The sequence below is a fragment of the Serratia sp. L9 genome (genome assembly GCF_050632285.1).
Classification (GTDB): Bacteria; Pseudomonadota; Gammaproteobacteria; order Enterobacterales; family Enterobacteriaceae; genus Chania.
Map to the genome: position 1 here is coordinate 212,739 of NZ_CP192591.1, position 12,770 is coordinate 225,508.

At 55.6% G+C, this 12,770-nt stretch carries 8 protein-coding genes and 1 pseudogene; 8 read left to right on the plus strand and 1 reads right to left on the minus strand.

The window, feature by feature from the left end; all coding sequences use genetic code 11:
- Positions 1-398 precede the first annotated feature (398 nt).
- The 6 genes and pseudogenes from thiB to ilvN all read left to right on the plus strand — a co-directional run bounded on the left by thiB (position 399) and on the right by ilvN (position 5,961).
- A pseudogene (thiB, locus tag ACQ86O_RS00920) lies at positions 399-1,383 on the plus strand (thiamine ABC transporter substrate binding subunit).
- Positions 1,359-2,966: a thiamine/thiamine pyrophosphate ABC transporter permease ThiP gene (gene thiP / locus ACQ86O_RS00925; RefSeq protein WP_431223773.1), complete on the plus strand. Its 1,608-nt coding sequence runs from the start codon at positions 1,359-1,361 to the stop codon at positions 2,964-2,966. Before thiB ends, thiP begins: the two are co-directional and overlap by 25 nt.
- Positions 2,953-3,657 (plus strand): thiamine ABC transporter ATP-binding protein ThiQ, encoded by a 705-nt coding sequence (thiQ, locus tag ACQ86O_RS00930; RefSeq protein WP_431223774.1) that lies wholly within the window; start codon positions 2,953-2,955, stop codon positions 3,655-3,657. The genes thiP and thiQ overlap by 14 nt, the downstream gene beginning before the upstream one ends.
- Before the next feature lie 88 nt (positions 3,658-3,745).
- On the plus strand, positions 3,746-3,859 hold the full coding sequence (ivbL, locus tag ACQ86O_RS00935) for an ilvB operon leader peptide IvbL (RefSeq protein WP_431223775.1): 114 nt from the start codon (positions 3,746-3,748) through the stop codon (positions 3,857-3,859).
- 110 nt (positions 3,860-3,969) lie between these two features.
- Complete coding sequence (ilvB, locus tag ACQ86O_RS00940) at positions 3,970-5,664, plus strand: acetolactate synthase large subunit (RefSeq protein WP_431223776.1); 1,695 nt, start codon at positions 3,970-3,972, stop codon at positions 5,662-5,664.
- Between the two features lie 3 nt (positions 5,665-5,667).
- Entirely contained in the window at positions 5,668-5,961 is a 294-nt protein-coding gene (gene ilvN, locus ACQ86O_RS00945) for an acetolactate synthase small subunit (RefSeq protein WP_431223777.1), read from the plus strand.
- Positions 5,962-6,141: 180 nt separating this feature from the next.
- Here ilvN and ACQ86O_RS00950 read toward each other — a convergent pair whose 3' ends face one another.
- Positions 6,142-6,909 (minus strand): DedA family protein, encoded by a 768-nt coding sequence (locus ACQ86O_RS00950; RefSeq protein ID WP_431223778.1) that lies wholly within the window; start codon positions 6,907-6,909, stop codon positions 6,142-6,144.
- A 196-nt stretch (positions 6,910-7,105) separates the two neighbouring features.
- On the opposite strand from ACQ86O_RS00950, the gene ACQ86O_RS00955 reads away from it, so the two are divergent.
- Positions 7,106-9,472 (plus strand): DNA polymerase II, encoded by a 2,367-nt coding sequence (locus ACQ86O_RS00955; RefSeq protein WP_431223779.1) that lies wholly within the window; start codon positions 7,106-7,108, stop codon positions 9,470-9,472.
- 358 nt (positions 9,473-9,830) lie between these two features.
- A complete protein-coding gene (gene rapA / locus ACQ86O_RS00960; protein ID WP_431223780.1) occupies positions 9,831-12,737 on the plus strand; it encodes an RNA polymerase-associated protein RapA in 2,907 nt (968 codons plus the stop codon).
- Positions 12,738-12,770: the final 33 nt, after the last annotated feature.

The window sequence follows — 12,770 nt, forward strand, 5'->3', positions numbered from 1 at the left end:
TCAACGGGGTGCGGAAAATAACGAACGCTGCATAAAAACGCAGCGAGCCGTGTTCAGAAGACGGCGGCAGCGCACAGCAACCGGAGTGTACCTGGCTACATGAGGATTGCGAACACTGCCCAACGTCGGTTCAACACGCGCGTAGTAATTTTTTCCGCTGAGAGCACACCCGTCGAACCTGATCCGGTCCATACCGGCGGAGGGATTTGAGCATGGCGCTGCTTAGTTGCTTATCCCCATAGATTTCAAGTCTCAGCCAGGCGGCAAGCCTTCCTCTCCCCAGAAGCTTATATTGATAAGTGGCTGGGCAAGGGCGTGCAGTCAACAACGCTGCGGTTTGAAAGATAATGGGGATCGCCCTCAGATACCTTTGCCTCTTATTTTTTCAGGAGTGCAAAGTGGTCAAAAAATACCTGCCCTGTCTCTTATTGCTGTTAGCGATGCCGACTCTGGCCAAGCAAACGCTGACGGTCTATACCTATGATTCTTTTGCTGCCGATTGGGGCCCTGGCCCGGCAGTGAAAAAGCCTTCGAAGCCGAGTGCGACTGTGAGCTGAAGTTCGTGGCGCTGGAAGATGGCGTTTCGTTACTCAACCGCCTGAGAATGGAAGGCAAAAACAGCGCTGCCGACGTGGTTCTTGGGTTGGATAACAACCTGCTGCAAGCCGCGCAGCAAACCGGCCTGTTTGCCCCCAGCAACGTTGATACCAGCAAGCTGTCCCTCCCCGGCGGTTGGCAAAATAAAACCTTCGTGCCTTATGACTACGGCTACTTTGCCTTCGTCTATAACAAAGACAAGCTGAAGAACCCGCCGCAAAGCCTGAAAGAACTGGTGAGCAGTGACCAGCCCTGGAAGGTGATCTATCAGGATCCCCGTACCAGTACGCCGGGTCTTGGTCTGTTGCTCTGGATGCAGAAAGTGTATGGCGATGAGGCCCCGCAAGCCTGGCAGCAGTTGGCGAAAAAACCGTCACCGTGACCAAAGGGTGGAGCGAGGCTTATGGCCTGTTCCTGAAAGGTGAAGCCGATCTGGTACTGAGTTACACCACGTCCCCTGCCTACCACTTGATCGAAGAGAAAAAAGACAGCTATGCGGCGACGAATTTCAGTGAAGGCCATTACCTGCAAATTGAAGTCGCTGGCAAGCTCAAAGCCAGCAAGCAGCCGGAACTGGCCGAACGCTTTATGCAGTTTATGGTCTCCCCGGCATTCCAGAACACCATTGCAACCGGTAACTGGATGTACCCGGTAATCAAAACCCAGTTGCCTGCCGGTTTTGAGCAGATGACCGTGCCACAAAAGGCGCTGCAGTTCAGCGCGGAAGAAGTCGCACAGCAACGTGGCAACTGGATCCGGGTATGGCAAACCGCCGTCAGCCACTGATCGCATGCTGGCTATGGCCGGGGCTGATGGCTTCCGGCCTGATCCTGCTTATCGCGCTGGCTGCCATGAGCTCGCTTTGGCGGCATGCGCCTGAAAGCGATTGGCGCAGCCTGTGGCAAGACCGCTATCTGTGGCACGTCGTACGATTCACCTTCTGGCAGGCGTTGCTGTCTGCCCTGATCTCTGTCATCCCTGCCATCTGGCTTGCGCGTGCGCTGTATCGGCGGCGCTTCCCTGGTCGCAATTTACTGCTGCGCCTGTGCGCCATGACGCTGGTATTGCCGGTTCTGGTGGCCGTGTTTGGCATGCTGAGCGTCTATGGCCGCCAAGGTTGGTTGGCCACGCTCTGCGGTTGGCTCGGGGTGAATTACAGTTTCTCACCCTACGGCCTGCAAGGGATTTTATTAGCCCATCTGTTCTTTAACCTGCCGCTGGCAACCCGTTTGCTGTTGCAAGCGCTGGAGAACATTCCCACCGAGCAGCGTCAACTGGCCGCGCAACTGGGAATGAACGGGTGGCAGCAGTTCCGATTTGTGGAATGGCCAGCGCTGCGCCGCCAGATCCTGCCCAGCGGTGCCTTGGTGTTTATGCTGTGTTTTGCCAGTTTTGCCACCGTGCTGTCGTTAGGCGGCGGGCCACAGGCCACCACTATTGAGCTGGCCATCTACCAGGCATTGAGTTACGACTACGATCTAAACCGTGCCGCACTGCTGGCATTGATCCAGTTGGGATGCTGCCTGGGGCTGGTGGTGCTCAGCCAGCGTTTGAGCCAGGCGTTACCGGTTGGCCATACCCATGCCCAACGCTGGCGCAACCCGCAAGACAGCCTCTGGCGGCGCATTAGCGACACGTTATGGATTACCGCCGCCCTGCTATTGCTGTTGCCCCCGCTGCTGGCCGTTATCATTGACGGAGCCAACCAAACCATTATCCAGGTGCTGCAACAGCAAATACTTTGGCAAGCGTTATTCACTTCGCTCCGCATTGCGCTGGGTGCCGGTTTGCTGTGCGTGGTATTAACCATGATGCTGCTGTGGAGCAGTCGTGAGCTGCAGCTACGGCAAAAAGCCGCCTGGGGCCAAGCGCTGGAACTGAGCGGCATGCTGATCCTGGCGATGCCGGGCATTGTGCTGGCTACCGGCTTCTTTTTACTGTTGAACGATACCGCTGGGTTGCCGCAATCCCCCTACGCGCTGGTGATCCTCACCAATGCGTTGATGGCGGTGCCTTACGCCCTGAAAGTGCTGGAAAACCCGATGCGCGATCTGGCCGAACGTTATAATCCGCTGTGTCTGTCGCTGGATATTCACGGCTGGCAGCGGTTGCGCTGGATTGAAATTAAAGCGCTGAAACGCCCACTGGCACAGGCTTTGGCCTTTGCCTGCGTGCTGTCGATTGGCGATTTCGGTGTGGTCGCCCTGTTCGGCAACGAACAGTTCCGCACCCTGCCTTTCTATCTTTATCAGCAGATTGGCGCCTACCGCAACCACGACGGGGCGGTCACCGCGCTGCTGCTGCTGTTGCTGTGCTTCCTGCTGTTTACCCTGATTGAACGTTTACCGGGCCGCCATGCTGACGCTTGAAAAACTGACTTATCTGTACGAACACCTGCCAATGCGCTTTGATCTGCACATAGGCCCAGGGGAGCACGTCGCGGTATTGGGGCCAAGCGGGGCCGGTAAAAGCACCCTGCTCAGCCTGATCGCCGGTTTTCTGCCAGCGGCCAGCGGCAAACTGTTGCTCAACGGTAGCGATCACACCGCCACGCCCCCGGCCAGACGCCCGGTGTCGATGCTGTTTCAAGAAAACAACCTGTTTGCGCACCTGACAGTGATGCAAAATATCGGACTGGGGTTAGATCCTGGCCTGAGATTAAATACCGAACAAAAACGGCAGTTGGCGCAGATTGCCCAGCAGGTCGGGCTGGAAGATCATCTGCTGCGTCTGCCGTCACAACTTTCCGGTGGGCAGCGGCAGCGCGCGGCATTGGCCCGTTGCCTGATCCGCCAGCAACCGATCCTGTTGCTCGACGAACCATTCTCGGCCCTTGATCCCGCCCTGCGCAATGAAATGCTGCAACTGTTGCAAACCATTTGCGACCAGCGCCAACTGACATTGTTAATGGTATCGCACAATCTTGAAGACGCCGCCCGCATCGCGCCACGGACCTTGCTGGTGGTGGATGGCCGCATTTATTACGACGGGCCAACCCAAGCATTGATGGATGGCAGCGCACCAGAAGCCCGGGTGCTGGGCATTGCAGCCAAACCGTGATCAACCACGCGTTTTTTATGCTGAACCAATAAACCTGTTGTGCCAATTTTGCACCTGTGGTTTTATAAAATTCTGTTTTTTACTACTGATGATAAGGTTCCCTGTGATCACATCCTCGCTGACTTCGACCCTACTAATTACCGCGCTACCAGCCGCGGTGGTCGTCGTGCGTGTGGTGGTGGTCGTCGGCAGTGCGCCGTAGGGTCCGAATCAACGCATTGATTCCCAAACCCCGCCGGCGCAAACCGGGCGGGGTTTCTTGTTTCAGTCCCCTGCCCAGAACGTGAACCGGCCTTAATAAAGGATAGGAACATGGCAATTTCGGGCACGCCTCAACCAGGCCAACGCATCTCAGGCGCACAGTTGATTATTCATCTGCTGGAGCGTCAGGGTATCACCACCATTGCAGGTATCCCTGGCGGTGCCGCACTGCCGCTGTATGATGCTCTGAGCCAAAGCACCGTCATCCAGCACATTCTGGCCCGCCATGAGCAAGGAGCCGGTTTTATGGCGCAGGGCATGGCTCGCGCCAAAGGCAAGGCAGCGGTTTGCATCGCTTCCAGCGGCCCGGGCGCCACCAACCTGGTGACAGCCATTGCCGATGCCAAACTCGACTCCATCCCGCTGGTTTGTATCACCGGCCAGGTATCTTCTTCAATGATCGGTACCGACGCCTTTCAGGAAGTCGATACCTACGGCATCTCGATCCCGATCACCAAATACAACCATCTGGTGCGCGATGTCCGCGATCTGCCGCAGGTGATCTGTGATGCATTCCGCATCGCCGAATCAGGCCGCCCAGGCCCGGTATGGATCGACATCCCGAAAGACGTTCAAACCGCCGAAATTGAATGGGACCAATTACCGCCAGTAGCCATACCAGACACACCGCCAGCCTTCGACAGCAAGCAGGTAGAGCAGGCTGCAGCCATGATCAACCAGGCCAAGCGCCCAGTGCTGTACCTGGGTGGCGGCATTATCTGTGCGGACGCCCATAAACCGGCGTTGGAAATGGCAGAACGCGCCAACCTGCCAACCACCATGACCCTGATGGCACTGGGTTCGATGCCGGTAGAGCACCCGCTGTCATTGGGTATGTTGGGGATGCACGCCGCACGCAGCACCAACTTTATCCTGCAGGAAGCCGATCTGTTGATCGTATTGGGAGCCCGATTCGACGACCGTGCCATCGGTAAAACCGAACAATTCTGCCCTAACGCCAAAATTATCCACGTAGATATCGACCGCGCAGAACTCGGCAAGGTTAAGCAGGCCAATATTGCCATCCATGCCGACGTCAGCCAGGTGTTGCACCAGCTGTTACCGATGATCGAAGCTCAGCCGCGCACCGAGTGGTTGAATACCGTTAACGATCTGAAACGCGAGTTCCCGTTCAACATGCCGAACGTGGATGACCCGTTGAGCCATTATGGGCTGGTCAAGGCCGCCGCTCGCTGCGTGGATGAAAATGCGATTATCACTACCGACGTTGGCCAGCATCAGATGTGGGTGGCGCAGGCCTATCCACTGAGCCGCCCGCGTCAGTGGCAGACCTCGGGCGGTTTGGGCACCATGGGCTTTGGCCTGCCAGCCGCCATTGGCGCTGCGTTGGCGGAACCACAACGTAAAGTGTTGTGTTTCTCCGGTGATGGCAGCCTGATGATGAATATTCAGGAGATGGCGACCGCCGCCGAACACAATCTGGATGTGAAGATCATTTTGATGAACAACCAGGCGCTGGGTCTGGTTCACCAGCAGCAAACCTTGTTCTATCAGCAGCATATCTTTGCCGCCACTTATCCAAAGCGTACCGACTTCCTGAAAATTGCCGCCGGTTTCGGTCTGGATACCTGCGATTTGAACGCCGAGGAAGATCCGCAGGCCGCCCTGATGGCTGCTATCCAGCGCCCTGGCCCTTGCCTGATCCATGCGCTGATTGATATTAATGAAAAAGTCTACCCAATGGTGCCACCGGGTGCCGCCAACATTGAAATGATTGGAGAATAAGCCATGCAATCACTACAAAAGAATCAGCAAGTGATCCTGGAGCTGGCGGTGCGTAACCATCCGGGCGTAATGACACACGTTTGCGGCCTGTTTGCCCGCCGTGCATTTAACGTGGAAGGCATTTTGTGTATGCCGCTAAAAGACGGAACACAGAGCCGCATTTGGCTATTGGTTGCCGACGATCAGCGTTTGGTGCAGATGATAAGCCAGGTCGAAAAATTGGAAGATGTGTTGCAGGTAAAACGCCATAACGAAGACATTCGCGTCTTCGAGCAGTTGGAAGCCTTCTTCCAATAGCCGCCCGGTCTGCATGGCCTGAGAAACAGCGGGTATATACCCTGAATAACAGGTATATGCCCTAAATAATTCACGTTGCCGGAAGGCGATAAGTTCGAGAGACCCCGGGAGCATAGCCCACTATGTGACTGGGGTGAGCGAACGCAGTCCCCTTCTGCCGCTTGAAGTATGACGGGTATATCAACCCGCCAGCACCTTCCACAGCAGATGCCGGTAAAGCGGCATTAACGGCTGCTGATGCATATAATAAAAACAAACCAGCGCCCCTGACCAACTCAATACGCAGGCCAAGCGCAACCGCATCGGAGTAAGCCAGCGGGTCAGCTTATCGCTACCGCGTTTGCCTTCACGCCACCAGCGCCAACTCAGCCAGGCTGCTAACCAGACCAGCATCACCACGCCAAACAGCAGCCATTTAAACAAAGCGCTGTTGGCACTGGCAGGGATATCTATCGCCACCCCCGCCAGAATACCGGGGAAAAAATAGACCGGTGGCCAGGTCAGACAACCGATGATATTGGGCAGCGCAAACTTGTAAGGAGGCAGATCGAGCATACCGGCTACCATCGGCACCAGCGGGCGCGTCGGGCCGATAAAGCGACCAATCAACACGGTAATAATGCTGTGCTGATGCAGCGCATGCTCGGTTTTATCCAGCAACGCTTTGTTCTTTTTCAGGAATGACCAGCGGTGCAGCGGCCCTTTGAAGGCACGCCCGATGAAATAAGAGATCCAGTCGCCCAGCAGGCAGCCGACAATACCAGCGCCCCAGGCCATATAGAAGTCTACCTGTCCGCTGCCAATCAGTGCACCAATGCTGGCCATCATCACCGTACCTGGCAGTAATAATCCCACCAGGGCCAGCGACTCCAGAAACGCCACCAACATGACAACCATCAGGGTGAAAGCCAATGACTGAGTGATCAAATGTTGTAAATAGGCTTCCATTAAACCTCGGTTCGTAAGCAAAAGCGTGCGGGCGGAGGATTGTCCGGCTCAGGCCAAAGTGAGTCAACCGGTGAATTGTATGTAGATTTGGCGGATCCGGCTAATCATAGACAATGACTGTATAAAAACCCATACTATAAATACCAGCAAATCATCGATACACGATAGCTTTCTAACGGCGACGCCCAGGAACAGAGTGACATCTCCACAACAAGGTTTCTTGCTTACCCGCCATTGGCGCGACACCCCAACCGGTACCGAAGTAGAATTCTGGCTGGCGACCGACAGCGGGCCACAGCAACTGCGGTTGTCCCCCCAGACTTCGGTGGCGTTTATCCCCGCAGAGCAGCGTCAGCGGGCCGAGTTGCTGCTGCGCGAAGAGCGCCATATCGAACTGAAACCGCTGCCACTGCTGGACTTTCACTCCCGCCCGGTGATTGGTCTCTATTGCCGCCAGCACCGTCAATTAATCAAGTTGGAAAAACTGCTGAAGGAAGGTGGCGTCAACGTTTTTGAGGCCGATATCCGCCCTCCCGAACGCTATCTGATGGAGCGCTTTATCACCGCCCCGGTTTGGTTCAGCGGCCAGCCCGGTGCTAATCATCAGTGGCTCAATGGCCAGATGAAACCTTGCCCTGAATATCGGCCCCATTTAAAGCTGGCCTCACTGGATATTGAAACTACCGCCCACGGTGAGCTTTATTCGATCGCCCTGGAAGGTTGCGGCCAACGCCAGGTTTATATGCTCGGCCCTGCCAATGGCGGCAACGAAGCGCTGGATTTTGACCTGGAATACTGCGTTAGTCGCCCACAACTGCTGGAACGCTTGAATCAGTGGCTGGAACAGCATGATCCCGATGCGATCATCGGGTGGAATCTGGTGCAGTTCGACCTGCGGGTTTTGCAAAAACATGCTGAACGCTACCAGATCCCACTGCGCTTTGGCCGTGGCGGCAACCTGCTGGAGTGGCGCGAACACGGCTTTAAGCAAAACCACTTCTTTGCCAGCACCCATGGGCGGCTGATTATTGATGGCATCGAGGCGCTAAAATCCGCGACCTGGAACTTTCCTTCATTCAGCCTGGAATATGTGTCGCAAACGCTGCTGGGGGAAGGGAAATCCATCGACAACCCTTACCAGCGGATGGCAGAGATAGACCGCCGCTTTGCCGAAGACAAACCCGCTCTGGCGCGTTATAACCTGAAAGACTGTGAGCTGGTGACACGCATTTTCGCCAAAACCGAGTTGCTGACCTTCCTGCTGGAACGCGCAACGGTAACCGGCCTGGCCGCCGATCGTAGCGGCGGTTCGGTGGCAGCATTCAGCCACCTTTATATCCCGCGCATGCATCGCCAAGGCTACGTAGCTCCCAACCTGGGGGAATTACCGGAAGAACATAGTCCCGGCGGCTTTGTAATGGATTCGCAACCCGGCCTGTACGACTCGGTGCTGGTGCTGGACTACAAAAGCCTGTATCCGTCAATTATCCGCACCTTCCTGATCGACCCCGTCGGGCTGGTTGAAGGCATGCAGCACCCGGACGATGAAAGCTCGGTGCCAGGCTTTCGCCAGGCACGCTTTTCCCGCCGTAAACACTGCCTGCCGGAGATTGTCCGCCAGATCTGGCAGGGGCGCGAAGAGGCAAAACGCCAGAGCAACAAACCTCTCTCGCAGGCATTGAAGATCATCATGAATGCCTTCTACGGCGTACTTGGCTCAAGCGGCTGCCGCTTTTTCGATCCTCGGCTGGCCTCTTCGATCACACTGCGTGGCCATGAGATCATGCGCCAGACGCGGGAATTGATAGAGGAGAAAGGTTATCAGGTCATCTACGGCGATACCGACTCCACTTTTGTCTGGTTGAAAAAAGCCCACAGCCAGCAGCAAGCCGCAGAAATCGGCCGTGAACTGGTTACTCACGTCAACCAGTGGTGGCAGCAACATCTTCAACAGCAATATCAACTGGAAAACGCGCTGGAGCTGGAGTTCGAAACGCATTACTCGCGCTTTTTGATGCCTACCATTCGTGGCGCTGAGCAGGGAAGCAAAAAACGTTATGCCGGGTTGATCACCAAACCGGACGGCAGCGAAGAGATGGTGTATAAAGGCCTGGAAACAGTACGCACCGACTGGACCCCGCTGGCACAGTTATTCCAGCAACAACTCTATCAACGTATCTTCAAGCAACAGCCTTATCAGGATTTTGTGCGTGATTACGTCGCCAAAACGCTGGGCGGTGAATTTGACGATCAACTGGTTTATCGCAAACGTCTGCGGCGAAAGTTGGACGATTATCAGCGTAATGTCCCACCTCATGCACGTGCGGCACGCATCGCCGATGACTACAATCGCCAGCAAGGGCGGCCATTACAATATCAAAACGGTGGCTGGATCAGCTATGTGATGACCGTGGCCGGGCCGGAGCCGCTGGAAACCCGCCACTCGGCGATTGATTACGATCATTACCTTGAACGCCAGCTACAGCCGGTTGCAGACGCTATACTTCCATTCCTGCACGACGATTTTGTGACATTGATAACCGGGCAAATGGGTCTGTTCTGATCGGTAAAAAAAGCGGGCAAGTTGCATCTGGTCAGATTCAGCGCTCTCTTTTTGTTGGTTTTAGAGGAAGTACGGGAAGAAAAATTCATCGGGTTTTGCAGGTGACGAAAGCGCTGCCTTCCATTACCATAGCGCCCTTCCTAAATTCTGAACCATAACTCACGACGCCGTTACGGTCTGTGCCGTCAGAAGACGCATGCATGGCAGGCAAAACTATTGCCCGTAAAATGAAAATAAACCGGGATCTCTTCAGCCGTGGCTGAAAAATTGCACAGAGCAGCAGACAGTTGAAACAGGTTACCGCGGCCTTATCCGCCAGGTGACAGGACTTACTTAATAAGAATCGAGCCGACAAACTATGCCTTTTACTCTTGGTCAACGCTGGATCAGCGATACGGAAAGCGAATTGGGATTGGGAACCGTTGTAGCGCAGGACGCGCGTATGATTACCCTGCTTTTCCCCGCAACCGGTGAAAACCGCCTCTATGCCAGAAACGACTCACCGATTACCCGCGTGATGTTCAACCCGGGCGATACCATCAGCAACCACGAAGGCTGGCAGTTGCAGGTGGAAGAAGTCAAAGAGGATAACGGTCTACTGACCTATATCGGCACGCGTCTGGATACGCAGGAAACCGGTGTCGCTATGCGCGAAGTGCTGCTGGACAGCAAGCTGACTTTCAGCAAGCCACAAGATCGCCTGTTTGCCGGTCAGATCGACCGTATGGACCGTTTTGCCCTGCGTTTTCGTGCTCGTAAATACCAAAGTGAGCAATACCGTCTGCCGTTCGCAGGCCTGCGCGGTATGCGTGCCAGCCTGATCCCGCACCAGTTGCATATCGCCTATGAAGTTGGCCAACGCCACGCACCACGCGTACTGTTGGCCGATGAGGTTGGATTGGGTAAAACCATCGAAGCCGGGATGATCATCCATCAGCAACTGCTGGCTGGCCGTGCCGAGCGGGTGCTTATCGTGGTGCCAGAAACCTTGCAGCATCAATGGCTGGTTGAAATGATGCGACGCTTCAACCTCTATTTCTCACTGTTTGATGACAGCCGCTATTCCGAAGCGATGCTGGACAGTAGCAACCCGTTTGAAACCGAACAGTTGGTGATCTGCTCGCTGGACTTTGTACGTCGTAACAAACAGCGCCTTGAACAGTTGGCGGATGCCCATTGGGATCTGCTGGTGGTGGATGAAGCTCACCACCTGGCCTGGAGCGAAAATGCCCCTAGTCGCGAATACCAGGTGATTGAACAGCTGGCAGAACACACGCCGGGCGTTCTGCTGTTAACCGCTACCCCAGAACAGCTTGGCCAGCAAAGCCACTTTGCCCGTTTGCGCCTGCTGGATCCCAATCGTTTCCATGACTACGAAGAGTTTGTCGCAGAGCAACAGAAATACCGCCCGGTTGCCGATGCGGTGACATTGCTGTTAAGCGGCGAACGGCTGGCGGATGAAAAACTCAATCTGCTGGGTGAGTTGATCGACGAGCAGGATATTGAACCGCTGCTCAAAGCAGCCAACAGTGACACCAACAACAGCGAGCAGGCACGCCTTGAGCTGGTCACCATGCTGATGGATCGCCACGGCACCAGCCGTGTACTGTTCCGTAACACCCGTAACGGTGTAAAAGGTTTCCCGCATCGTAATCTGCACCAGATCAAACTGCCGCTGCCAACCCAGTATCAAACGGCGATCAAAGTATCCGGCATTATGGGCGCCAAGAAATCCGTTGAGGCCCGGGCCCGCGATATGCTCTACCCGGAACAGATTTATCAGGAATTCGAAGGGGAGAACGCCACCTGGTGGAACTTTGACCCACGCGTTGAGTGGTTGCTGGATTATCTGGTTGCCAACCGTCACGAGAAAGTGCTGGTGATCTGCGCCAAAGCCGCAACCGCATTGCAGCTGGAGCAGGTACTGCGTGAGCGCGAAGCGATCCGTGCCGCAGTGTTCCACGAGGGGCTGAGCATTATTGAACGTGACCGCGCTGCTGCCTACTTTGCTTCGCAAGAAGAAGGAGCGCAGGTCTTGCTGTGTTCTGAAATCGGCTCTGAAGGGCGTAACTTCCAGTTCGCCAGCCAGTTAGTGATGTTCGATCTGCCGTTCAACCCGGATCTGCTGGAGCAGCGTATCGGGCGCCTGGATCGCATCGGCCAGATGCACGATATCCAAATCATGGTGCCCTATCTGGAAAATACCGCACAGGCCGTGCTGGGCCGTTGGTTCCATGAAGGGCTGGACGCCTTCGAACATACCTGCCCGACTGGCCGCCCAATCTACGACAGCAGCTATGAGCAGTTGATAGGCTTCCTGGCCGCGCCAACCGAGCAGGAAGGCCTGGATGAGTTTATCCACGCCTGCCGCCAACAACATAACCAGCTCAAAGCCCAACTTGAACAGGGCCGCGACCGCTTGCTGGAAATGCACTCCAACGGCGGCGAGAAGGCACAGGTGTTGGCTCAGGCCATTGCTGAGCAGGATAACGACGTCAATCTGGTGAGTTTTGCGTTGAACCTGTTCGATATCGTCGGCATCAATCAGGAAGATCGTAGCGATAACCTGATCGTCCTGACCCCGTCAGATCACATGCTGGTGCCGGACTTCCCTGGGCTGCCGCAGGATGGCTGTACGGTGACGTTCGATCGTGAACAGGCGTTATCGCGCGAAGATGCGCAGTTTGTCAGTTGGGAACATCCGATTATCCGCAACGGGTTGGATCTGATCCTCTCCGGTGATACCGGGAGCTGCGCGGTTTCCCTGTTGAAGAACAAGGCGCTGCCGGTAGGAACGCTGCTGGTCGAGCTGGTGTATGTGGTTGAAGCACAGGCGCCGAAACACCTGCAACTGACCCGCTTCCTGCCGCCGACACCGATCCGCATGCTGATGGATCGTAAGGGCACCAACCTGGCCGCGCAGGTCGAATTCGAAAGCTTTAACCGCCAGTTGAACGCGGTCAATCGCCACACTTCCAGCAAGCTGGTCAACGCGGTACAGCAAGAAGTGCACGCGATGCTGCAGCAGGCGGAAAACCTGGTTGAAGAACAGGCTCGCCAGTTGATTGAAAGTGCCAAACAAGAAGCGGATGACAAGCTGAGTACCGAGCTGGCCCGTCTGGAAGCCCTGAAAGCGGTAAACCCGAATATCCGTGATGATGAAATCGAAGCATTGGAGTTCAACCGCAAACAAGTGCTGGTCAACCTTAACGAAGCGGGGTGGCGTCTGGATGCCATCCGTCTGGTCGTCGTGACTCACCAGTAATCCAGCCTAATGGGGAGCTCTGGCTCCCCGCTT